Source organism: Actinomycetospora endophytica (genome assembly GCF_021026375.1).
Lineage (GTDB): Bacteria > Actinomycetota > Actinomycetes > Mycobacteriales > Pseudonocardiaceae > Actinomycetospora > Actinomycetospora endophytica.
In genome coordinates this window covers 970,184-992,686 of sequence record NZ_JAJNDB010000001.1, presented here as the reverse complement: position 1 = coordinate 992,686, position 22,503 = coordinate 970,184, and the positions used below count along the sequence as shown (strand labels likewise).

Sequence of the window (22,503 nt, the reverse complement as noted above, 5' to 3'; positions counted from 1 at the left end):
TCATCCAGGGGCACGTGGGCTGGGGGAGCGGGGACGGCGTGATGACGACGGAGCGGGCGGGTCGGGTGCTGCTGCCCGTCGTCGTCTCGGTGCTGGCCCTGGTGTCGGCCTGTTCGAGCGGTGACTCGGGAGCGGCGGACGCGGCGTCGCCGCCGGCACCGGTGCCCGTCGTGTACGCCCCGACCGCGAACGCCACCGACGTGGCCCCCAGGTCGCCCGTGTCGGTGTCGGTGCCCGACGGCCGGCTGGCCGGGGTCGCGCTGACGCCGACGGGCGGCGGGAAGGCCGTCGACGGCACGCTCTCGCCCGACGGGAAGCGCTGGACCGCGTCGGGCCCGCTCGCGCTCGCGACCACCTACACCTGGAGCGGCACCGCGACGGCCGCCGACGGCCGGACGAACCCGCTCGGCGGCACCCTGCGCACGATCGTCCCGAAGAAGCAGATCGAGGCGACGCTGAACATCGGCGACGGCCGCACCGTCGGGGTCGCCGCCCCCGTCGAGGTCCAGTTCGACGGCCACGTCAGCGACCGCGCCGCCGCCGAGAAGGCGCTGAAGGTGGACACGTCGAAGCCCACCGAGGGCTCGTGGGCGTGGCTGCCCGACCAGGACGGCGGTTCCCGGGTGCACTGGCGCCCGAAGGAGTACTGGGACCCCGGCACCAAGGTCACGGTCACGGCCGACATGCTCGGGGTCGACCTCGGCGACGGCGGGTTCGGCCGCGAGGACGTCAGCTCGCACTTCACGATCGGGCGCTCGCAGATCGTGAAGGCCGACGTGAACAGCTTCCGGATGGTCGTGATCCGCGACGGGAAGCCGGTGATGGACGTCCCGGCCTCCTACGGCATCGACGCCGACCCGAACCGCACCACCCGCTCGGGCATCCACGTCGTGTCCGAGAAGTTCACCGACAAGCGGATGGTCAGCCGCCAGTACGACTACGACGTCGTCGAGCAGTGGGCGGTGCGGATGAGCAACAACGGCGAGTTCATCCACGCGAATCCGAAGTCGGCGGCCGCGCAGGGGACGAGCAACGTCACCCACGGCTGCGTCAACCTGTCGCTGCCCGACGCCAAGACCTACTACGACTCGGCGATGTACGGCGACCCGGTCGAGGTCACCGGCACCCCGATCCAGCTCTCGCCCCGCGACGGCGACATCTACGACTGGGCGGTGCCCTGGTCGACGTGGAAGGCGCAGTCGGCCCTCTAGGTGCCCTTCGGGCTTGTGAGCACTAATTGATGCCAGAGCGTCAATTGGTGCTCACGAGCCCGAAGCGCACCTACTGGCGGTAGAACCGCATCCCGCTCGCCTGGTCCCGCGGCTTCATGACGATCGTGTCGAGGTTGACGTGGCTCGGTCGGCTCATGGCGAAGGCGACCGTCGCGGCCACGTCGTCGGCGGTCAGCGGGGTGATGCCGTCGTAGACCTTGTCGGCCCGCTCGGTGTCGCCGCCGAACCGGACCAGCGAGAACTCGGTCTCGACGGCGCCCGGCGCGATCTCGGTGAGGCGCACCGGCTGCCCGAGCAGCTCGCCGCGCAACGTCCGGTGCAGCGCGCCCTCGGCGTGCTTCGCGGAGGTGTAGCCGGACCCGCCGTCGTACGTCTCGAGCCCGGCGATCGAGGTGATCGTGACGACGTGGCCGTCGCCGGAGGCGATGAGCGAGGGCAGCAGCCCCTTCGTGATCCGCATCGTGCCCAGGACGTTGGACTCCCACATCCAGCGCCAGTGCTCCTCGTCGGCGTCCATCACCGTCTCGGTGCCCTTGGCGCCGCCCGCGTTGTTGACCAGGCCCCGGACGTTGCCGAGATCCCGGACGCGGCCCACGAAGGTCTCGACCGAGGCCGCGTCGGTGACGTCGAGGGGGAGCGCGGTCCCGCCGGTCTCGTCGGCGATCTCGCGGAGGCGGTCGAGGCGACGGGCGCCGAGCACGGGATGCCAGCCGTCGGCCGCGAGAGCGCGGGCGGAGGCGGCGCCGATGCCGGAGCTGGCCCCGGTCACGACGACGACCGGCCGGTCCGTGGCGGTGGTGGGTGAGGTCACGGGGCGCCACCCTAGAACCAGGTTCGCCCGGACGCCGACGCGTGCGTTCCCTAAGCTGGTCGATGTGATTCCGGCGGCGAGGGCGGCGACGGACGGAACATCCTCTTCACGGGGGAGGAGCCGGCCGGACGGCGATGGATCCTCCCTCCGGTCGCTCTCCCCGGTCCGGCGGGCGCCACGCCGGGTCGCGGTGATCTCGGTGCACACCTCCCCGCTCGCCCAGCCCGGCACCGGCGACGCGGGCGGGATGAACGTCTACGTCGTGCAGACCGCGCTGGAGATGGCCAAGCGCGGCGTCGAGGTCGAGATCTTCACGCGCCAGACGTCGTCGGACCTGCCACCGGTCGCCGAGCTCGCGCCCGGCGTGCTGGTCCGCCATGTCGTCGCCGGCCCGTTCGGCGGGCTCGGCAAGGAGGACCTGCCCAGCCAGCTGTGCGCGTTCACCGCCGGGGTGCTGCGCGACGAGGCAGGCCAGGAACCGGACTGGTTCGACGTCGTGCACTCCCACTACTGGCTCTCCGGCCAGGTCGGCTGGCTGCTGCGCGACCGCTGGGGCGTCCCGCTGGTCCACACCGCCCACACGCTGGCCAAGGTCAAGAACGCCTCGCTGGCCGAGGGCGACGCGCCCGAGCCGCTGGGGCGCCTGGTCGGCGAGGAACAGGTGGTCGCCGAGGCCGACCGGCTGGTCGCTTCCACGCCCGGCGAGGCGGACGCGCTGGTCGCCGAGTACGGCGCCGATCCGGACACCGTGCGCACCGTCGCCCCCGGCGTCGACCTGCAGACCTTCACCCCCGACCTCGACCGCGACGGAGCACGCGCCCGGCTCGGCCGGGAGGCGGGGGTCCCGATCGGCGAGGACGACGTCGTGCTCGCGTTCGTCGGGCGCATCCAGCCCCTCAAGGCACCCGACGTCCTGCTGCGGGCGGCCGCGGAGATGCTCGCCCGCCGGCCCGAACTGCGGTCCCGGCTGCGGGTCCTCGTCGTCGGCGGGCCGTCCGGGTCGGGGCTCGCGCAGCCGCGGGTGCTCATCGAGATGGCGCGCGACCTGGGGATCACCGACGTCGTGAGCTTCCTGCCCCCGCGCTCCGGCGAGGCGCTCGCCGAGGTCTACCGCGCCGCCGACGTCGTCGCCGTGCCCAGCCATTCCGAGTCGTTCGGCCTGGTCGCGCTCGAGGCCCAGGCGTGCGGCACGCCCGTCGTCGCCGCCGCCGTCGGAGGCCTGCCGGTCGCCGTCGCCGACGGGTGCTCGGGGCTGCTCGTCGACGACCACTCGGCGAGGTCCTGGGCGGACGCGCTGGAGCGCGCCGCCCTGGACCGGGAGCTGCGCGGCCGGCTCGCCGCGGGCGCCGTCGAGCACGCCGCCGTCTTCTCCTGGGACCGCACCGCCGACGCGCTGCTGGCCACCTATTCCGAGGCCGTGACGGCGCGGCGCGCGGGCTCGGCGCCGCGGGGGGTGGCGGTGTGAGCGACCTGGACGGTCTCGCCGGCGTGATCGCCGCGGCCCTCGACGAGCGCGAGCTCGGCTACCAGCGCCGGGCCGAGGGCTCGTTCTTCGTCACCCTGCCCGGGACGAAGAAGCTGCAGACCAACTGCTGGCTGGTGCTGACCCCGCACGCGCTGCTGGTCGAGGCGTTCGTCTGCCGGCGCCCGGACGAGAACCACGAGGGCGTCTACCGCTGGCTGCTGCAGCGCAACGCCCGCCTCTACGGCGTCCACTACACGCTCGACGACATGGGCGACATCCACCTGGTCGGCCGGATCGGCCTGCACGCGGTCGACGACGACGAGCTCGACCGCGTCCTCGGGCAGGTCCTCGAGGCTGCCGACGGCGACTTCAACACCCTCATCGAGCTCGGCTTCGCGACGTCGATCCGGCGCGAGTGGGCCTGGCGGGAGTCGCGCGGCGAATCGCTGGCCAACCTGCGGGCGTTCGCGCACCTGGTGTCCGATTCCGACGTAGGGTGACGGCTGCGCCGTCCGGGTGAGCGGGCCGGGTTCCGCCGCACGCCTCGGCGGGTACGGGACGGGTACGTTGGCGTGATCACGCGCACGGCCCGATAGGCCGGCGCGCCCGCCCCGGCCCATCCGAGGAGACACCGCATGACCGTGCGCAGCCCCTACGCCGACATCGACATCCCCGACGTCGGGCTGCCCGAGTTCCTGTTCTCCGACGTCTCGGACCACGCGGACTCGGTCGCCGTGATCGACGGGCCGAGCGGCCGCGAGATGACCTTCGGCGAGCTGGCGCACGGCGTCGACCGCTTCGCCGCCGCGCTGGGCGAGCGCGGGCTGGGCAAGGGCGACGTCATCGCGCTGTTCGCGCCGAACAACGCCTACTACCCGGTCGTCTTCCACGGCGGACTCGCCGCCGGCGTCGCCGTCTCGACGATCAACGCGATGTACACCCCCGACGAGGTCGCGTTCCAGCTCCGCGACTCCGGGTCGAAGGTCCTGGTGACGATCTCGGCGTTCCTCGACCGCGCCCGCGCCGCGGTGGCGGAGGAGGGCGTCGTCGTCTCGGAGATCATCCTCATCGACGCCGCCCGCGACGAGGCCTCGACGCCGCTGCCCGAGAACGCCCTCGCGGATCTCCTGACGACGACGGCCGAGCGCCCGTCGGTGACGGTGACCGGCGACGACGTCGCGGCGCTGCCCTACTCGTCGGGGACCACCGGGCGGGCCAAGGGCGTGGTGCTGACCCACCGCAACCTGATCGCGAACCTGCTGCAGGTGCAGACGATGGGGACCCACGTCTCGAGCGGCACCAAGATCCTGGCCGTGCTGCCGTTCTTCCACATCTACGGCATGACCTGCATGATGAATCAGGGCATCCACGCGCGGGCGGCGGTCGTGACGATGCCGAAGTTCGAGCTCGCGGAGTTCCTGCGGATCATCTCCGAGTACCGGATCGACCGGGTATACGTCGCGCCGCCGATCGCGGTCGCGCTGGCGAAGCACCCGATGGTCGAGGAGTACGACATCGACTGCGTGGACATCGTCTTCTCCGGTGCCGCGGCTCTCGACGCGGAACTCGGTCACGCCATGGGCAAGCGGCTCAACTGCACCGTGCTGCAGGGCTACGGGATGACCGAGCTCTCGCCCGTCAGCCACTGCATGCCCGACGACCGCCCCGACATGGACCTGTCCTCGATCGGCGTCGCGCTGCCGAATGTCGAGTGCAAGCTCGTCGACCCGGAGACGGGCGAGGAGGGCCCGCGCGGCGAGCTGTGGGTCAAGGGCCCGAACGTCATGCGCGAGTACCTCAACAACGCCGACGCCACGTCCTCGACGCTGGACTCCGACGGCTTCCTGCACACCGGTGACGTCGCGACGGTGACCGACGAGGGCGTCTTCTACATCGTCGACCGGGTCAAGGAGCTCATCAAGTACAAGGGCTACCAGGTGCCGCCGGCCGAGCTCGAGGCGCTGCTGCTCACCAACGACTCGATCGCGGACGCGGCGGTCATCGGGGTCAAGGACGCCGACGGCGAGGAGATCCCGAAGGCGTTCGTCGTGAAGCAGCAGGGCGCCCAGCTGTCCGAGGACGACGTCATGTCCTTCGTGGCCTCGCGGATCGCGCCGCACAAGAAGGTGCGGGTCGTGGAGTTCATCGACGAGATCCCGAAGTCGGGCTCCGGGAAGATCCTGCGCAAGGACCTCCGCGCCCGGGAGAACGCGCCCGCCTGACGATTGCCGCCAGGCGCAAGCTGGAGGCATGCGCGAGGGCGAGCAGAGCCGCACGGCGGAGTACATGGCGTTGTTCCGCGCTCTGGAGACCCGTCGGCCTCCCGGGCGCCGGCTCTTCGCCGACCCGCTGGCGGCCGCGTTCCTGAGCTCGCCGCTGGCGCAGGTCGCGGGTGCCGCCCGGTTGCCGGGCCTGCGCGGCGTCCTGCCGTGGGTGATCGACCGCCGGTTCCCGGGCCCGCGCCCGTCGGCCGTCGCTCGGACCAAGGTTCTCGACGACGCCGTGGCTGCGGCGGACGGGATCGAACAGCTCGTGATCCTGGGGGCCGGCTACGACAGCCGGCCGTACCGGCTGTCGGGGTGTGCGCACGTGCGCGTGTTCGAGGTCGACCACCCCGACACCCAGGCCGTGAAGCGCCGGGTCCTCGCTCGGGTGCTCGGTCAGCTCCCGGCACACGTGCACTTCGTCGCCGTCGACTTCGACCACGACGACCTGGCGGAGGCCCTGGACCGAGCCGGCTTCCGGACCGGCCGCCCGACCTTCGTGCTCTGGGAGGGCGTGGCCAGCTACCTCACACCCGAGGCCGTCGACGCGACCGTGCGCTGGGCCCACGACGCCACCGGCACGCCGAGCGAGCTCGCCTTCACCTACGTCCACCGCGGCCTGATCGACGGCACCGTGCAGTTCCCGCACGCCGACGCGTGGGTCCGTTCGGTCGCGGATGCCGGCGAGCCGTTCGTGTTCGGCTTCGAGCCGGCCGAGCTCCCGGCCTACCTGGACGATCGCGGCTGGAGCTGGCTCGAGGACATCTCCACCACCGAGGCACTCATCCGCTACGGACTGGACCCGCGCGCGGTCCCGGCGTTCTACCGGATCGCGCGAGCGCGCCATTGAGCCCGACGGCGGTGGCCTATGTGCGCGGGTCCTGCGGACGTCCGGCGTCGGGCCGGCCCGCGAGCTCGCGGTCGGCGCCCGGGCCGCCGTGGATCTCTTCCTGCTCCACCGCCGGGTCGGGGCGGAACCAGCCGCCCCTCATCGGGTGCCCCGCGTAGCCGAGGTCGTTCATCTTCTTGGGCACCTTCGCGCCCTGGTAGTCCAGCGGGACGGCATGGCCGTGCTCGTCGACGTCGCCCAGGGGCTGGTGCACCTCGATGAACTCGCCCTGCGGCAGGCGCTTGATCATGCCGGTCTCGATGCCGTGCTCGAGCACCTCGCGATCGGAGCGCTGCAGGCCCAGGCAGATCCGGTAGGTCGCGAAGTAGAAGAGCGGTGGCAGGACGAGCAGGCCGATACGCCCGATCCACGTCATCGCGTTGAGCGAGATGTCGAACGTGTAGGCGATGATGTCGTTCCCGCAGGCCACGACCAGCCAGAAGTAGAAGACCAGGGCCATCATCCCGGTGGCGGTCCGCACCGGGGCGTCGCGCGGGCGCTGCAGCAGGTTGTGGTGCGCCTTGTCGCCGGTCAGCTTGCGCTCGATGAGCGGGTAGGCGATCAACAGCGTCATCAGGATTCCCATGCCGAGCACGGCGGGGAAGAAGATCGCCGGAATGGTGTACCGCCCGAACAGGTACATCTCCCACGAGGGCCACAATCGGACCGCCCCGTCGAAGACCGCCATGTAGAAGTCGGGCTGGGAACCGGCGGAGACCTGGGTCGGGTCGTAGGGGCCGAGCTTCCAGATCGGGTTGATCTGGAACACGCCGGACATGATCGCCAGAACGCCGACCACGACGACCATGAAACCGCCGCCCTTGCTCGCGAACGTCGGCAGGATGCGGACCCCGACGACGTTACGCTCGGTGCGGCCGGGCCCGGGGAACTGTGTGTGCTTCTGGAACCAGACCAGTCCGACGTGCACGGCGATCACCGCCAGGATGATTCCCGGCAGCAGGAACACGTGGACGATGTAGAGCCGCGGAATGATGATCGTCCCCGGGAACTCGCCGCCGAAGATCGCCCATTGCACCCACGTCCCGACCACCGGGATCGACATGACGATCGCCGACATCCCGGTGCGCAGTCCGGTGCCGGAGAGCAGGTCGTCGGGCAGCGAGTAGCCGACGAAGCCCTCGATCATGCCGCTGAGCAGCAGCACGACGCCGAGCACCCAGTTGGTTTCCCGCGGCCGGCGGAACGCTCCGGTGAAGAACGTCCGCATCATGTGGGCGATCATCGCGGCGACGAAGAGCAGCGCGGCCCAGTGGTGCAGTTGCCGGATGAACAGGCCACCGCGCACGTCGATCGAGATGTCGACCGTGGACAGATAGGCCTGCGACATGATCACGCCGCGCAGACCGGCGTAGGAGCCCTCGTAGGTCGTCTCGGCCATCGAGGGGTCGTAGAAGATCGCCAGCCAGGTGCCCGTCAGCAGCAGCACGATGAAGCTGTAGAGCGCGATCTCGCCCAACATGAACGACCAGTGCGTGGGGAAGACCTTGTTGATCTGCCGCCTGATCGGTCCCGCCGGATGGACGCGGCTGTCGATCTCGTCCGCGGCCGTCCCGACGATCCTCATTGCCGTACTGCCGCGGCGCCTCGGTGCCGTGATACCACTCATGATCTGCGCTCCCCGAACCTACTGCCCCAGATTACGGTGATCCTGGGCGTGTGAGGAGGGTGTTTGAACGATCTCGCAGCGGAGCGCTCTCGATCTGTCGGGGTGGTGGTCGAGCTCAGTTCTGCGGGCGACGGAACAGGGCCGCCCAGAGGAAAGGCTCACCGAAGCGTCCGGAATCGGGTGGCTCGTCGCGCATCGGCCGCAAATCGATCTCGTCGAGGTGTCCGAAGATCGTGCGCAGGGCGTCGGCGGGATAGGAGAGGCCCCCGCCGAGATCGCCGCTCCGGTAGAGCTCGGCGTCGGGGACCTCGGAGGCCGCCGGGGCCGCCCCGAAGCAGGTGAGGCTGAGGTAGCCGCCGGGAGCGAGGACCTCGTCGAGCAGCGCGAGGTGGCTGAGCCGCCGATGAGGCGGCAGGTGGTGGAACAGGCCGCTGTCGTGGACGAGGTCGTAGCCCCGGCCGAGGCCGGGTGCGGCGCTGAAGACGTCGACCGCGCGGGCATCGACCGTGACCCCGGCCCGCGCGGCGAGGTCCCGGGTCCGCGTGATGGCGACGGGCGAGAGGTCGACGGCGACGACGGTGAAGCCCTGCCGGGCCAGGTGGACCGCGTTCCGCCCGATCCCGCAGCCGAGGTCCAGGGCGTGGCCACCGCCGGGGACCGGGCCGTGCTCGAGCCAGTCGACGAGGCTCCCGTCCGGAGCACTGGTCAGGAACGGCGCCGGTCGGTCGGGGTCGGCGTAGAAGAGGTCCCACCACGGCGCGGCCGCGGCGCCCGTCCGGTCCCGGTCGCCGGCGAACACCGTGTCGAGGAGGGTGAGCAGGTCGTCGGCGGTGTGGGTGGTCCGGTCGGCGCTCACGGGGTGATCGTGTCACCGGCGGACACGCCCGAGGTCGATGATCTTGCCGCCGTTGCGACCCTCGATCGATGGAGTCGTGCATCGCCTGTGATCTGTCGACCGGGGACGTGCCGCTGCCGGGCGGGACGATCTACCGGTCGCGGAGCTGGGTCGTCGAGCACTGCGTCGGGCCGCTCGGCGTCGGCAGCCTGATCGTGAAGCCGATCCGTCACGTCACCGGCGTCGACGAACTGACCGAGGACGAGGCCGTCGAGCTCGGACCCCTGCTCATCGGGACCTCCACGGTCGTGCGCGAACTGACCGGGGCCGAGCAGGTCTACAACTGCCTGTGGTCCCACGCCGGGGGTCGTCCCGGCCACGTGCACTACGTGGTCCAGCCCGTGACCCGGGAGCAGGTCACCCGCTTCGACGCCTCCGGCCCGGAGCTGCAGACGGCGATGTTCGCCGCCGGCGAGTCCCCCGACCCCGAGCAGGTCACGACGTTCGCCGCCCAGGCCCGGGAGCGCTTCGCCGTGCTGGACGGGGCCGCGACGGCCTAGAGCCGAGGGCACGGTCTTGACACTCCGACAAGGCTGAACCACGTGAGCGCGCACGAGGGGGAGGCGACTCGCCGGATCCCCTACGCCGGGGAGATCATCCGCGTTCTCGGCGAGAGCGAGGGCATCGCCTTCTGCGAGCTGACCGTGCCGGCCCACTTCGCCGGACCGCCCCCGCACATCCATCACGGGTTCGACGAGTCCCTCTACGTGCTCAGCGGGGCGCTGACGATGGTCAAGGACCGTGGGGAACCCGAGCCGGTCCCGGTCGGCGGCCTCATCCTCGCGTCCCGCGGGGTCCGCCACACGTTCGCGAACCCGCACGACGAGCCGGCCCGGGTCATCGGGGTGTGGAGCCCGGCGAGCGCGATGAGCTTCATGGCGGAGATCGGTGCGGCGCTGCCGGCCTCCGGACCGCCCGACCCCGAGCGCCTCGCCGAGATCTACCGGCGTCACGACAGCGAGATCGTGCTCTGACCCGACGGCGGCCCGCGACCGACCGGCCATGTCGCTCGGGAGGGTGATTCCCGGGAGGCCGGACCACGCGGCGGTAACGACCGCATCCCCCGGCGCGAGATCGGCGTGACGAGCACGTACGAGATCGGGGGATCACGGTAATGACGCAGAACATCGACCGGCCGCGGCACCGTCGCAACGACGTCGACGAGCGTGCGGGTGTCGCCGCGAACGGCTCCGGCCAGCCGATGTCGAGCGGATACGGAACGCCTCCCGCCGGCTACGGGATCCCGCAGCAGTACGGCACCGGGCAGTACGGGCCGAGCTTCCAGACGTTCGGAGCGCCGCAGAACGTCGCCGGTCAGCAGCACTACGGCACGCCTGCGCACTACGGCACGCCTGCGCACTACGGCGTCCCGCAGCAGCGCCACGGTGCGCAGCAGGACTTCGGGGCGCAGCAGAACGTCGCCGCCCCGCAGTTCGTGCGCCACCCGCAGAACTACGCGACGCCGCAGCCGATGGCCGTCCCGCCGCAGCCGTCGAACCCCGAGCCGCCCCGCTCCAACGGGCTCGCGACGGCCGGCCTCGTCGTCGGGATCATCGCCGCGGTGCTGTCGTTCATCCCGATCGTCGGGATGGTCGCCTGGGGTCTCGCGCCGATCGCCCTGGTGCTGTCGGTGATCGGCCTCGTGAAGTCCCGGCGCGCGCGGCAGGGTCGCGGCGCCTCGATCGCCGGCGTCGTGCTGAGCGTCGTGGCCCTGATCATGTGCATCCTCTACGTGGCGGTCTTCAGTGCCGTCGCCAGCGGCGTCACCACCGCCCAGCAGCAGAGCGCGGCCGTCCACAACGTGACCTACAAGGTCACCACCGCGAAGGGCACCCGGATCGCGGCCACCTACAGCCAGTCCCGCGACAACAACCTCGCCTCGGCGAGCGTCACCGGCGCCGGTTCGCCGTGGAGCGCGAACGCCCAGGTCTCGGGCTTCATGGGCGCGACGGTGACCGCCTCGCTCAGCCCGGACGCCGGCCACATGAACCGCTCCGACACGATCACCTGCACGATCGTCGAGGACGGCGTCCAGGTCGCGACGAACTCGGCCTCCGGCCCGAGCGCCTCGGTGACCTGCACCAAGTAGCCCGACCGACCACACGACACCCCGCCGTCCTCCGGGTCGGCGGGGTGTCGTCATTCCGGCCCGGCTCGGCACCGCTCTTGTCGCCCAGTGGATCTGTGTGACGACCATCAGCAGTGGGACGGCGCCGCACAGTGAGCCGATCGTGTCCAGAAAGCGACCACTTTGCTGCGTTGACGTAGAGGGTGGCGACGCGGGACCGTCCTCCCGTGGGCGTGTGCGGCCCCCTGCACGCGCCCCGAGATCGGCCGCCGCCCCGTGGCTGATCACCGGTGGCTCCGTCGATCTCCGCCCCCTTGGGGTCGGCGGAGTCACCACCCCCTCCGCGGCCCTGTCCGTCGCTAACGTCTCGGCCATGACCAGCGCGGAGTCCCCCGGTGCCCTGGAGATCGGGGTGTTCCTCGCCGAGCTCGCGATGCTCGCCGCGCTGGTCCACGTCGGGATCGCGCTGCCGGACTCGGTGATCGGGCGGGTCGTCCTCGTCGTCGTCCTGGTGGGCGTGTTCGTCGCGGTGTGGGGACGGTGGCTCGCGCCCCGGGCGCGCCGGCGGCTGCCGCCGCGTCCCGGCCTCGTCCTCAAGGTGGTCCTCTTCGCGATCGGTGCCGCCCTGCTGGCGTGGGCGGGCCCCCTGTACCTCGCGATCGTGTTCCTCGTGGTGACCGAGGCGGTGGTGGTCGCGGCCGAGGTCCGGCGACGTCCGCTGCGCGGAGACGGCCTGGCCACGGAGCGCAGACCGCTCCGCGATCGGTGAGCGGTCTCGCGTGAGGTAGTTCGATCCCGTACAAGTGTTCGGGATGTCGAGTGACGAAACCAGCCCCTCGCCCGTCCACGGCGCCGTCGATGCGCTCCTGCAGCTCAACCAGCATGGACAGGATCTCTGCCCCGCAGATGCCGACCCCCAGGACTGGGCGGCCGGCGTGCTCTACGACCTCGCCCGGGTCGCCGAGCTCCTCGACGGGGCCGTCGAGCGGGTGTCCGGAAAGCGCAACGACACGGTCGCCCAGAACTCGCAGGCGTTGGCCTCGGTGATCGCGGCGCACCGCAACATCGAGGTCGGTGCCGCGGCCGAGTAGCCACGACGGCGTCCGCCCATCCTCGACGGGTGGGTGGCGCCGTTCTGACGTCCGATGTCAGCGATGGCCATCGCTGACTTGACCCTGGACCCGACTCCAGGTCCTAACGTCGGCGTCATGGGCGAGAGCGCGACGCTGACGATCTCCGGGCTCGCACGCGAGGCCGGGTTGCGGCCCGACACCGTGCGCTACTACGAGCGCGTCGGGCTGATGCCGACGCCCGAGCGCACCACCGGCGAGCACCGCCGCTACGGCGAGCCCGCCCTCGACCGGTTGCGCTTCATCCGCGGCGCCCAGCGGCTCGGCCTCCGGCTGGCCGACATCGCCGACCTCCTCGCCGTCCGCGACACCGGAGCGTGCCCGTGTGAGCCGGCGGCGCCCCTGCTGCGCGGGCGCATCGCCGAGATCGACACCGAGCTGGCGCGGCTCACGCGGCTGCGTGCCGACCTCGTGGCCATGGCCGACCAGTTGCCGAGCGCGACGTGCCCGGACCCGTCCCCCGGCACCTGGTGCCCGCCCGACCACCGAGTGACCGGGGGGAGGTGTGACGCATGCTCGATCTGACGGCCTGTCCCTGCTGCGGGGACCCGACCTGTGACTGCAGCGCCTGCGGCTGCTGCTGAGGTCGGTCGAACCGTGTCCCGAGGGCCCCGGGACGCGGGACGTGCTCCTCGACGACGATGGTGCGGTGATCGACCCGTCGGCGACCGAGACCGCGGTGCTCGCCCTGATACCGGCGGCCGAACCCGCCGTCGGGAAGCACCGTCGTGCACTCGACCCCACGACGGCGGCCGGCGTGCCGGCCCACGTCACGGTGCTCTATCCCTTCGTGCCTCCGGCGGAGGTCACGACGACGACCGTGGCCACCCTGCGGGCGGCGGTGTCGCCGGTGGCGCCGTTCGCGTGCCGGTTCACCGGGACCGGGTGGTTCGGCGAGGACCTCCTGTGGCTCGCCCCGACCCCCGCCGACCCGTTCGCGGAGCTGACCCGCCGCGTGTGGCGGTCGTTCCCCGAGCAGGTCCCCTACGGCGGCGAGCACGAGCCGCACCCGCACCTGACGGTCGGTTACGGCAGCCACGCCTCGCTCGAGGCCCTGCGGGCGGCGGAGGCGGAGCTGCGGCCGTCGTTGCCGGTGGAGGCGGCCGTGGACCGGCTGCACCTGCTGGCCGGGGCCCGGGCGCCGGACTCGTGGCGGGTGGTGGCGGAGCTGCCGCTCGCGGGGATCGCCTAGCGTCGGACGTGATGGAATCGCTGGAGCTCGAGGCCGACTGCGGGCGCTGCTCCGGGCTGTGCTGCGTCGCGCCCGCGTTCGCGCGCTCGGCCGACTTCGCGCTCGACAAGCCGGCCGAGACACCGTGCCCGAACCTGCTGGTCTCCGCGCCCGGGCGGTCCGACGCGCCCTGCACGATCCACGCCGAGCTGACCGACCGCGGCTTCCCGGGCTGCGTGGCGTTCGACTGCTTCGGGGCCGGGCAGCGGGTCACCGCGGACTGGCGCGACGGTCCCGGCCCGGCGCGGGAGGCGTTCGACGCGTTCGCCGTGCTTCGCCCGTTGCACGAGATCCTCTGGTACCTGACGGAACCGCTGGTCGCGCAGGCGCCGGCCGGGCTGCGCGACGAGGTGGCGGCCGCGGCGTCCCGGGTGGCCGGGCTGGCGGAGGGCTCACTGGACGGTGTCGAGGTCGGGGCGGTGCGCGGCGAGGTCGGCGAGCTGCTCGCGCGGGTGAGCGAGGCGGTGCGCGGGTCGTCGGGTCCGGGTCATGCGCGGGCGGACCTCGTCGGGCGGGATCTGCGCAGCGGGCGGGCGTCGAAGCGGGCGCTGGCCGGGACGACGCTGCGCGGCGCGCTGCTCATGGGCGCCGACCTGCGCGGGGTCGACCTCGGGCGGGCCGAGCTGCTCGGGGCGGACCTGCGCGGCGCGGATCTGCGGGGTACCGGGCTCGATCGGACGCTGTTCCTCACCGGCCCGCAGGTGGCCGCCGCGCGGGGGGACGCGACGACGACGTTGCCCGAGCGGGTGCGTCGTCCGTCGGCGTGGGGCTGACACTCGACGTCAGCAGCTCCACGTCGTCGGTGGGCCCGGTTAGCGTGCGCGCATGGCGGACACGGGGGACGACGACGACCAGCCGGGGCTCGGACTCGACGAGGTGCTCGCCGCGCTGCGGCACGACCTGCTCGAGGCCCAGCACGCGAGCGACGGCGAGAACACCGGGCTCGGGGTGCGCGAGGTCAAGATCGAGCTCTCGGTCGAGGTGAGCCGCCACGTCGACGCGAAGGGCCAGGTCGGCGCCAAGTGGTTCGTGCTGTCCGGCTCGGCCTCGGGTGGCGGGAGCCGCGCCCGCAAGACCACCAACCGGGTCACGCTCACGCTCGGCCCGCTGGCGCCGGCTCCGGGGCAGAACGGCCCGACGACGGCGGGTGGGCCGGTGGCGGGGTCCGACATCTCGCGCGGCGTCATCCCGCGCGCGGTCGCGGACAATCCCGAGGGCTGACTAGGCCCGGCCGCGGCGCCCCGTTCGGTAGTGGCCCGGCTCGGCGAGATGGATCTCGCGCCGCTCGCCGTGGTCGGGCCCGACGCGGTGGGCGAGCCGCCCCCCGTGCAGCGCGATCAGCCCGGAGAGCAGCGGCTCGTGGTGGGTGGACGCGGTGGAGTCGAGGATCGCCTCGCCCACGACGTCGGGTGTGCCCGCGGCCCGCGCCGCCCGGTCCACCGCCTCGACGACCCACACGTACTCGGGCATCGGGGTCAGCCGGTAGAGCTGCGCGAGCTCCGGGTCGACGCCGCGGCCGTGGAGCCGTTCGAGCCACTCGTCGGCTCGGGTCACGTAGGTCCGCCACGTCAGCGCCCCGGCGGCGCCCGCCCGGGCGATCGGCTCGTCGGGGTCGGCCTGCCCCAGGTAGCCGCCGAACCAGTGCTCGCCGGCGGCCTCGGCCCGCTCCGCGGTGACGTAGACGTCGGGCAGCAGCGGCAGGATCGCGGCCTGCCAGGGGCGGTGCGCCTCGTCGAGCTCGTCGAACGGGTCGGCGACCTCGAGATAGGGGCCGCGCGCGTCGTCGTGCCGCCACAGCCGCACCCCGGCACCGGACTCCGGCGAGACCCGCCGGTACCCGACCACGACCCACGCGTGCGCCCGCGAGATCACGATCGGCGGCGCCTGGCTGTTCACGTAGCGGGAGAGGATGCCGTGCAGTGTCAGCATCCCGGCGTCGCCGTCCTCGGCCCGGGTCTGCGGGAGGTGCACGAGCCCGGGGGAGAGCCCGAGCCGCGTCGCGCCCGCCATCATCTGCTGCACCGACAGTCCCTCGCTGGGCACCTGGCGCCCGACGATCACCCCGCCCAGCGCCGCGTCGTGCACCGCGGCGGTGAGCCGGCGCGGGATCCCGTGCGCGAGGTGGGCGTGGCGCAGCACCATCCAGAGCGTCGCGTGGGCACAGCGCAGGTACTCGGCGTCCTGCGACAGGAACGGCATCGCGCGGACCGTCAGCGGCGTCCCGAACAGGGAGACCCGCTCGGTGGCCTCGCAGCGGACCCCGCCGTCGAGCCCGGGCGGCGGGGTGATCATCGTGCGCCCGACCGGCGTCGCCGGCAGCGGGCGCATCACCGCGTAGCCGCGGTAGGCGACCGGGTCGAGCCGGGTGAGGTCCTCCGGGTCGACGTCGTCGGTGAACAGGTGCCAGCGGTGGGTCACCGTCGGGTGCCGGCGGAAGAGCCGGCCGTGGAACGCGGCGTGCTCGCTGCGCCAGTCCGGGTCGAGGTGGCGCTGCTCGACGACCAGGGACCGCACGCCGTGCTCTCGGGCCAGGGCGACGATCCGTTCCAGCGGCGCGCACGGGGAGCCGCCGGCGTAGAAGTCGACGAGCTGCTCCCACGCCCCGTCGACGGTGACGTCGTAGACCGCCGCCGCCGCGTCGTCCGGGGACCACGCGAGGAACGGCCAGTCGGTCACCCGTGAAGCACTATCACGGACCCCCGACGGTGATCACCGCAGCCGGATGCCGTCGCTCTCGTACTCGGCGCGCAGCTCGGCGTCGCGGACCCGCTCGAGCGTCGCGCGGAACGCCCGCCGCTGTTCGGGGCGGAGCAGCCCCAGCCGCTCGGCGAGGTCTCCCGCCGGCTCGCCCGGCTCGACGACGGTGCGCTTCCCGACGATGCCGGCCATGTCGTCCTCCTCCAGGTCGGACACCTCGAGGTTACGCCGCGACCGGCACCCGCGGCTCCTGCTCGACCCGCGCGGGGACCGGGGCGTGCCCGGTCCGGGCGAGGACGACGCAGGCCGCCGCGGCCAGCGCGAGCGTGAGCGGGGCGACCACGCCGAACCACGAGGAGACGCTGTCGCCCAGCAGCGGCGCGAGCAGCGAGGGCGGGACGACCTCGGCGACGACGACCACGGCGGTCGCGGTCGTCACCGCGGCGTGGCGCAGCGCGAGCGTCCACCACAGGCAGCCCAGGGCGCCGGTGACGGCCGCGATGAGCGTGGGCGCCGAGGTGAGCGCGGCGAGCGGGTGGGAGAGGTCGACGAGCTTGACGGCGATGGAGCAGGCGGCGAAGCCGAGGCCGGAGCACACGGCGAGCACCACGCCCCGCCGCGCGACCGCCCCGGCGAGCCCGACGAACCCGATGGCCGCTGCCGCGACGGCGAGGCTGATCTCCAGCGCCACCGTGTCGGTCGCCGTGCCCGTCCGGCCGGCCACGGCCGCGAGGCCGACGAGGGCCACCGACAGCACGCCGACGGCCGCGATCCGACGGGCCCCGAGCCGGCTGCCGAACCAGACGCGGGCGACGACGGCGGTCACCGCGAGGCTCGCGCTCACCGCGCACTGCGCGACGGCCATCGACACCGACTGCAGGGCGGCGACGTGGCAGAGCGCCCCGGCGCCCTCGGCGACCGTGCCCGCCACGAACCACGGGTGGCGCAGCAGCCTCGTCCAGGGCAGCGAGGCCCCGTCGTCGAGCGCCGTCACCGCCGCGGCCTGGGCCACCGAACCCGCGCCGAACAGCAGCGCCGCCAGCACCACCCACATCAGCCCCACGTGGCTCTCCTCCCGTCGGTCCCACTCAGGCTGGGACCCGCACCTGGGTGCGGGCTGGGACCCCGATGGGCAGGACGCCTGACCACCACCGAGGGAGGCGCCGCGGTGCCGTCACCACCCGATCGTCGGAAGGGCCCGGACACACGAACGGCACCTCCGCCACGTCAGGAGGCGGAGGTGCCGTTCGTTCAGGTCGCGGGGACTCCCGCGCTCAGGAGTCGAGCGCGGCGTCCAGGGTGATCGTGGTGCCGGCGAGCGCCTTGGAGACCGGGCAGGTCTGCTCGGCGGTCTTCGCGAGCTCCTTGAACTTCGCCTCGTCGAGACCGTCGACGGCGGCGCGCAGCGTGATCGCGATCCCGCTGATCTCGAAGCCGCCGCCCTTGGCGGGCGAGAGCGTGACGTCGGCGCTCACGTCGATCGAGCGGGCGGTGAGGTTCTCGCCGCCCAGCACCCCGGACAGGTTCATCGCCAGGCACGACGAGTGCGCGGCGGCGATCAGCTCCTCGGGGCTGGTCTGGCCATTCGGCTCCTCGGCGCGGGTCGGGAACGACACGTCGAACTGTCCCGCGTTGGACGAGTCCAACGTGACGTGTCCGGTGCCGTCCTGCAGCCCGCCTTCCCAGTGGGTGGTCGCGTCACGGCTCGGCATCGTCGCCTCCAGATGGGTCGGTGCAGATCAGGGGCGGGCGCGCTTGCGTCCGGTGACCTTGTTGTAGACGACGAGCAGGATGATCGCGACGATGATCGACCCGATCCAGCCGACCGGGCTCTTGTACGAGAGCTGGTGCGGCGAGAAGAGCAGCGAGCCGAGCACGCCACCCACGACGGAGCCGAGGACACCCAGAATGATGGTGGCGATGATGCCGATGTTGTCCTTGCCGGGGACGAGCGCGCGGGCGATGAAGCCGACGATGAGACCGAAGACGATCCACCCGAGGATGCTCAAGATCATGGCGAAGTCCTTTCGATGCGCGAGGACGCGGTGACGGTGCAGGCCCTACGTCGCCCACTGATGCCTACACCCAAACCTCACTCGAGCGACACATCCGGCGGAACCCGGGCCCGTCACCGGTTCTTTGCCGCGCGCTCACCCACTCGCCGCTACCCTCGGCCCCCGGCGGTGCTGTGCCGCCCCTGTCCGAGGCCCGGAAAAATGAGGTGTGCGCGATGGGATCGCTGAGCCCGGTGCACTGGGCGATCGTGATCGTCGTGGTGCTGTTGCTGTTCGGATCGCGGAAACTGCCCGACATGGCCCGCGGGCTGGGGCAGTCGATGCGCATCCTCAAGGCCGAGACCCGTGGCATGCAGGACGACGACCGCGGCCGGACGTCATCTCCGGGTGAAGGCGCCCCGGCGAACGGCGACTCCGGTTCGACGTCGGCGATCAACGGTCCGACCTCCGAACGGTCGAGCGGTACCACTGGACCGGCCGCTGAGAAGGAACGTCCGTCGAGCGCGGAGCGCGACGCCTCGTGAGCTGACCGTCGCGGGGCGTTGATAACGTCCGCCTCGGTGACCGACATCGCGGATCGTGCCGAGCCGGCGGTCGCGCCCGTCCTGGTTCCGGACGGTGCCGCGGCCGGTCCCGCTCCAGGCCCCACAGCACGGACCCCCGGCGGGTCCGGACGCAAGCTGTCCTGGGACGTGCTGCGCGTCGCGTTCGTGCTGCTGGTGATCCTGTACCACTCGACGTTCATCGGGCCGCTCGTCTACCACGACATCCTCCCGAAGAACTTCGTGTTCCCGCACCAGGTCGGCGCGAGCCTGCTGCTGGTGCTCTCCGCCTACTTCGTCGCCGCCACCGTGCGCCGTGGCGGCGCGCGTCGCGGCGGGACCGCCCGGTGGTGGTGGGGAAAGCTCGCCCGGCTGATGCCGGCGTTCTTCGTGGCCACCGTCAACGCCTGGCTGTTCCTGCGCTACCTCGCCCCGGACGGCTGGTACTACCCGGGCAAGAAGGACCTCGTCGCGAACCTGCTGATGCTCTGGCACTGGGACGCGAGCTGGGGCTTCGTCGACGGCTCCTACTGGACGATCCCGCTGCAGCTGATGGCCTTCTGCCTGGCCGCGGTGATGTGGCGCGGGCCGCTGGGACGCGGCGTGGCGCTCCGCGTCGTCATGTGGGCCGCCCTGATCATCCCCGCCCTGCAGTGGCACTTCCTCGCGACCGGCGGGGGCGGCGCGGTGTACGCGCTGTTCGCGAACGGGCTCGGGGTGTTCCGCTGGCACCTCTTCGTCGCGGGCATCGCGGTGTGGATGGTGTCCACGGGGCGGCTGCGGCTGTGGCACTTCGTGGCGATCGAGGTCGTCGCCGTCGCCGAGCACGCCCTGCAGTCCTCGATGCTCGACCCGGTCGCCGGGTGGGGCACCGACTGGGACGCCGTCGTGGGGATCGCCCTCGGGCTGGTCGCGATGACGGCGGCCGCGGTCGGGCCCGACTGGGACCGCTGGATCCCGGCCGTCGGGCGCCGCGCGATCACCTGGCTGGCCGGCATCTCCTACGGGGTGTTCCTCACCCACCAGACGATCGGCTACGTCGTCATGCGCCGGGTGCAGGAGCTCGGCGTCGGGCCGACGCTCCAGACCGTGGTCATGATCCTGACCGGTGTGTTCGCCGGGTGGCTCCTGACGCGGCTCGTCGAGCGGCCGCTGCACCAGGCCCTGATGCGCTGGTGGGACCGCGTCCCGGCCCGCTACGGACGGGTGGAGGCGGCCCCGTTGGCCACGGTGCCGATCGCGTCGCCGGTCACCGTCACGACGCCGATGTCCGCGTCGTCCGGGGTGACCAGACCGATCCCGTCGTCGTCGCGCGTCACGAGGTCGTAGGTCCGCATCGACGCCGCCCGACCGGCACTGCAGGTCAGCGGGGTCGGCGACGGGATCCACCGCTCGCGCACCACGACGACGATCTCGCCCCGACCGTCCGGTGCCGCGAGGCGCACCGTCCACGTCGCCGGGTCCTCCGGGTCCTGCCGGGCGTCGATCGGGGCCAGCGCGTCCACGCGGTGCTCGTCGAGCGCGCGCCGGGCGTGGTGCTGCGCGCCCTGCACCGGCGGGGCGATCCCGGCCCGGCCACGCAGTAGCGACGGGTCCACCTCGCCCGCGTCGTAGCGCGCCGCGACGTCCGGGGCGTCGGTCGCGGGCACCCGTCCGAGGACCAGACCGTGCGGGAGCAGCACGACGTTGGGCGCGAAGCGGTCGCCGCCGGTGTGGGTGGTCTCCCAGGTCCGCTCGGTGTACTCCTCGGCGAGCGCGGCGGCGACCGGCCGGCCGCGCACCGCGCAGCACGTGTCGTGGCGGCCGTGCGCGCACACCAGGTAGACGGGTTCGTCCGACGGTTCGGTGGAGGCCTCGAGATCGGCGAGGGCGCCGGGGAGCGCCTCGGGGGCGTCGACACGGCCCCACCGCACCGACTCGTGGCCCGGGCGGGAGTCGACGACGGCGAAGCGCCCGCCGGCCTCGGTGCGGGCGCCGCGGGCGGCCGTGCGCCGGATGAGCTGGAACCGGGCGTCGTGCGATCGGCAGAAGGCGTCGATCGCGGTGACGACGTCCTCGGCGAACCCGGCGCCGCCGAGGGCCTGCGCGCCCCACGGGCCCGGGTGCTCCACGAGCAGCCACCGCCGCGCGGGCGGAGCGGAGGCGAACAACGGGTCGTCACGGTCCCGGGCGGCCTGCGAGCAGCGGAACGGGGCGGCCCCGTCGAGGGGGCCCGGTGTGGGTGTCTCCGCGGCCGTCACGGCTCCGTCGTACCCGCACGATCGTCCGGGGCGCCACCGACCGACTCCGGCGTCACCAGTACACCCTCGGTGAGCAGCCGCCGGGCGACGACGACCGCGTCGCCGGGTTCGTCCTCCCCGACCTGGCCGAGCGTCACCTCGCGGCCGGAGAGCAGTGCGGCGAGCGGGGTCGCGGCCCCGGCCGGGAGCTCCAGCGTCCGGTCGGGGAGCTCGAGCCGCAGCCGCCCGTCGTCGTCGGGGTGGACGCGGTGGCGCAGACCGTGGCGGAGCCGCAGCACCGTCTCGGGGCCGACCGCGTGGACGGCCGCGGCCTGGCGCAGCGGGCGCAGCGACTCCGGCCGGTTGCCCGACCAGACCCGCCCGCGCAGCTGATCCGCGGCGTCCCTGGCGTGCTCGTCGTCGGTCGACCGGTCGGCGAGGTGCTCGGCGGCGCGGCGGGCGACGGCCGCCAGGTGCGGGGCGAGCGCCGCGGGGTCGGAGACGTCCACGCCGAGGGGGAGGGAGGAGCGCAGCTCGGGGTCGTCGGCCAGGCCCGCGAGCAGGGTCTCCAGCAGGGCGTGGCGGGTGACGACGTGGACGCCGACGGTCAGGTGTGCGGACACCTCGCCCTGCGCGGTGGCCGAGTGCAGGTAGCCGCGTGGCAGGTAGAGGGCGTCGCCGGGGTGGAGGACCTCGTCGAGCAGCGGCTCTTCCCGGGCGCGCCCGCTCACCGCGCCGCCGTGGTCGTTCCACGGCTGGCTGCGCAGCGGGTCGGGGTGGACCGGGGCGTGCACGTGCCAGCGCTTGGTGCCGGCGATCTGCAGGACGAAGACGTCGTGCACGTCGTAGTGCGCCGAGAACCCCGTCGACGAGGCCGGCGTGACGTAGGCGTTCACCTGCACCGGGTGGCCCAGGTCGGCGTTGAGCCCGGTGGCGAGCGCGGTGACCGGCGCCCACGTCCGGTGCAGGCCCTGCAGCACGACGGTGTGCCCGTCGGCGAACAGCGCGGCGACCCGGTCGTCCCGCACCTGGTCGCCCACCTCGGCGCCGACCCCGCCGTCCCCGGTGAACTGACCGGAGCCCACGACGGTGCCCTGCTTCGCGACGCGCAGGAACGGGGTCCGCAGCCCCCGGTTGGCCAGCAGCTCGTCGACGGCGTCGAGCGAGAAGAGGTCGTCGAACCCGGGCTCGTCGTCGCCGCGGTGCTTGGCGAGGTCGTCGCGCCGCGACAGCACGGCGTGGCGGCCCCAGGCCTCGTGGGCGAACGCGTCGAGGTCCCCCGCCACGGCGCGGCGGAGGTACCGGCGGTCAGTCGTGCTCATGGCGGTCCAGGGGTTCGGCGTGGGCAGGGTGGGGCGCCTCGGCCCATGATCGCCGGAACGACGAGGTCCTGGACGCCAGGCGTCCAGGAGCCCGTC

At 72.9% G+C, this 22,503-nt stretch carries 25 protein-coding genes and 1 pseudogene; 16 read left to right on the top strand and 10 right to left on the bottom strand.

From position 1 onward, the window contains the following. Positions 1 to 41 precede the first annotated feature (41 nt). Complete coding sequence (locus LQ327_RS04845; RefSeq protein WP_230730389.1) at positions 42 to 1,211, top strand: L,D-transpeptidase; 1,170 nt, start codon at positions 42 to 44, stop codon at positions 1,209 to 1,211. Between the two features lie 70 nt (positions 1,212 to 1,281). Here the strand turns inward: LQ327_RS04845 and LQ327_RS04840 are convergent, their stop codons facing one another. Beyond that, positions 1,282 to 2,043: an SDR family NAD(P)-dependent oxidoreductase gene (locus tag LQ327_RS04840; protein WP_230730388.1), complete on the bottom strand. Its 762-nt coding sequence runs from the start codon at positions 2,041 to 2,043 to the stop codon at positions 1,282 to 1,284. Positions 2,044 to 2,233: 190 nt separating this feature from the next. On the opposite strand from LQ327_RS04840, the gene mshA reads away from it, so the two are divergent. From mshA to LQ327_RS04820, 4 genes are all read left to right on the top strand, one after another. Further along, entirely contained in the window at positions 2,234 to 3,508 is a 1,275-nt protein-coding gene (gene mshA, locus LQ327_RS04835; protein ID WP_230730387.1) for a D-inositol-3-phosphate glycosyltransferase, read from the top strand. After that, on the top strand, positions 3,505 to 4,008 hold the full coding sequence (locus tag LQ327_RS04830; RefSeq protein WP_230730386.1) for a type III secretion system chaperone family protein: 504 nt from the start codon (positions 3,505 to 3,507) through the stop codon (positions 4,006 to 4,008). Before mshA ends, LQ327_RS04830 begins: the two co-directional genes overlap by 4 nt. A 135-nt stretch (positions 4,009 to 4,143) precedes the next feature. Beyond that, the gene (locus LQ327_RS04825) at positions 4,144 to 5,730 is read left to right on the top strand and encodes an AMP-binding protein (protein ID WP_230730385.1); all 1,587 of its coding nucleotides are present in this window, start codon (positions 4,144 to 4,146) and stop codon (positions 5,728 to 5,730) included. 28 nt (positions 5,731 to 5,758) lie between these two features. Then, positions 5,759 to 6,622 carry a class I SAM-dependent methyltransferase gene (locus tag LQ327_RS04820; protein ID WP_230730384.1) on the top strand — a complete coding sequence of 288 codons (864 nt, stop codon included), beginning with the start codon at positions 5,759 to 5,761 and terminating at the stop codon, positions 6,620 to 6,622. 16 nt (positions 6,623 to 6,638) lie between these two features. On the opposite strand, the gene qcrB is transcribed toward LQ327_RS04820, so the two are convergent. After that, positions 6,639 to 8,288 carry a cytochrome bc1 complex cytochrome b subunit gene (qcrB, locus tag LQ327_RS04815; protein ID WP_372460602.1) on the bottom strand — a complete coding sequence of 550 codons (1,650 nt, stop codon included), beginning with the start codon at positions 8,286 to 8,288 and terminating at the stop codon, positions 6,639 to 6,641. A gap of 115 nt (positions 8,289 to 8,403) precedes the next feature. Continuing rightward, on the bottom strand, positions 8,404 to 9,144 hold the full coding sequence (locus tag LQ327_RS04810; protein WP_230730383.1) for a class I SAM-dependent methyltransferase: 741 nt from the start codon (positions 9,142 to 9,144) through the stop codon (positions 8,404 to 8,406). Positions 9,145 to 9,212: 68 nt separating this feature from the next. On the opposite strand from LQ327_RS04810, the gene LQ327_RS04805 reads away from it, so the two are divergent. From LQ327_RS04805 to LQ327_RS04765, 9 genes are all read left to right on the top strand, one after another. After that, positions 9,213 to 9,683 (top strand): HIT family protein, encoded by a 471-nt coding sequence (locus LQ327_RS04805; protein WP_230730382.1) that lies wholly within the window; start codon positions 9,213 to 9,215, stop codon positions 9,681 to 9,683. Between the two features lie 42 nt (positions 9,684 to 9,725). Further along, the gene (locus tag LQ327_RS04800; protein WP_230730381.1) at positions 9,726 to 10,157 is read left to right on the top strand and encodes a cupin domain-containing protein; all 432 of its coding nucleotides are present in this window, start codon (positions 9,726 to 9,728) and stop codon (positions 10,155 to 10,157) included. Positions 10,158 to 10,297: 140 nt separating this feature from the next. Next, a complete protein-coding gene (locus LQ327_RS04795; protein ID WP_230730380.1) occupies positions 10,298 to 11,272 on the top strand; it encodes a DUF4190 domain-containing protein in 975 nt (324 codons plus the stop codon). 352 nt (positions 11,273 to 11,624) lie between these two features. Further along, a complete protein-coding gene (locus LQ327_RS04790; RefSeq protein WP_230730379.1) occupies positions 11,625 to 12,020 on the top strand; it encodes a DUF2568 domain-containing protein in 396 nt (131 codons plus the stop codon). A gap of 43 nt (positions 12,021 to 12,063) precedes the next feature. Beyond that, entirely contained in the window at positions 12,064 to 12,342 is a 279-nt protein-coding gene (locus LQ327_RS04785; RefSeq protein WP_230730378.1) for a hypothetical protein, read from the top strand. A gap of 117 nt (positions 12,343 to 12,459) precedes the next feature. After that, on the top strand, positions 12,460 to 12,906 hold the full coding sequence (locus LQ327_RS04780; RefSeq protein ID WP_230730377.1) for a MerR family DNA-binding protein: 447 nt from the start codon (positions 12,460 to 12,462) through the stop codon (positions 12,904 to 12,906). A 100-nt stretch (positions 12,907 to 13,006) separates the two neighbouring features. After that, entirely contained in the window at positions 13,007 to 13,573 is a 567-nt protein-coding gene (locus tag LQ327_RS04775; RefSeq protein WP_230730376.1) for a 2'-5' RNA ligase family protein, read from the top strand. Positions 13,574 to 13,584: 11 nt separating this feature from the next. Next, on the top strand, positions 13,585 to 14,385 hold the full coding sequence (locus tag LQ327_RS04770; protein WP_230730375.1) for a pentapeptide repeat-containing protein: 801 nt from the start codon (positions 13,585 to 13,587) through the stop codon (positions 14,383 to 14,385). 52 nt (positions 14,386 to 14,437) lie between these two features. Further along, complete coding sequence (locus LQ327_RS04765; RefSeq protein ID WP_230730374.1) at positions 14,438 to 14,833, top strand: trypco2 family protein; 396 nt, start codon at positions 14,438 to 14,440, stop codon at positions 14,831 to 14,833. On the opposite strand, the gene LQ327_RS04760 is transcribed toward LQ327_RS04765, so the two are convergent. The 5 genes from LQ327_RS04760 to LQ327_RS04740 all read right to left on the bottom strand — a co-directional run bounded on the left by LQ327_RS04760 (position 14,834) and on the right by LQ327_RS04740 (position 18,324). Beyond that, a complete protein-coding gene (locus LQ327_RS04760) occupies positions 14,834 to 16,288 on the bottom strand; it encodes a hypothetical protein (protein ID WP_230730373.1) in 1,455 nt (484 codons plus the stop codon). A gap of 33 nt (positions 16,289 to 16,321) precedes the next feature. After that, the gene (locus LQ327_RS04755) at positions 16,322 to 16,501 is read right to left on the bottom strand and encodes a hypothetical protein (protein ID WP_230730372.1); all 180 of its coding nucleotides are present in this window, start codon (positions 16,499 to 16,501) and stop codon (positions 16,322 to 16,324) included. Positions 16,502 to 16,532: 31 nt separating this feature from the next. Next, on the bottom strand, positions 16,533 to 17,372 hold the full coding sequence (locus tag LQ327_RS04750) for a hypothetical protein (protein ID WP_230730371.1): 840 nt from the start codon (positions 17,370 to 17,372) through the stop codon (positions 16,533 to 16,535). A 211-nt stretch (positions 17,373 to 17,583) separates the two neighbouring features. Next, the gene (locus LQ327_RS04745) at positions 17,584 to 18,021 is read right to left on the bottom strand and encodes an OsmC family peroxiredoxin (RefSeq protein WP_230730370.1); all 438 of its coding nucleotides are present in this window, start codon (positions 18,019 to 18,021) and stop codon (positions 17,584 to 17,586) included. Between the two features lie 27 nt (positions 18,022 to 18,048). Further along, entirely contained in the window at positions 18,049 to 18,324 is a 276-nt protein-coding gene (locus tag LQ327_RS04740) for a GlsB/YeaQ/YmgE family stress response membrane protein (protein ID WP_230730369.1), read from the bottom strand. Positions 18,325 to 18,539: 215 nt separating this feature from the next. Here LQ327_RS04740 and tatA point away from each other — a divergent pair, with 215 nt between their 5' ends. After that, the gene (gene tatA / locus LQ327_RS04735; RefSeq protein ID WP_230730368.1) at positions 18,540 to 18,848 is read left to right on the top strand and encodes a Sec-independent protein translocase subunit TatA; all 309 of its coding nucleotides are present in this window, start codon (positions 18,540 to 18,542) and stop codon (positions 18,846 to 18,848) included. A gap of 36 nt (positions 18,849 to 18,884) precedes the next feature. Next, positions 18,885 to 19,991 (top strand): annotated as a pseudogene (locus LQ327_RS04730) (acyltransferase family protein); the annotation flags it as partial. Positions 19,992 to 20,062: 71 nt separating this feature from the next. Here the strand turns inward: LQ327_RS04730 and LQ327_RS33640 are convergent. Beyond that, positions 20,063 to 21,106 carry a ferredoxin family protein gene (locus LQ327_RS33640; protein ID WP_308286249.1) on the bottom strand — a complete coding sequence of 348 codons (1,044 nt, stop codon included), beginning with the start codon at positions 21,104 to 21,106 and terminating at the stop codon, positions 20,063 to 20,065. After that, positions 21,103 to 22,407 carry a cupin domain-containing protein gene (locus LQ327_RS04720; RefSeq protein ID WP_230730366.1) on the bottom strand — a complete coding sequence of 435 codons (1,305 nt, stop codon included), beginning with the start codon at positions 22,405 to 22,407 and terminating at the stop codon, positions 21,103 to 21,105. The genes LQ327_RS33640 and LQ327_RS04720 overlap by 4 nt, the downstream gene beginning before the upstream one ends. Positions 22,408 to 22,503 lie beyond the last annotated feature (96 nt).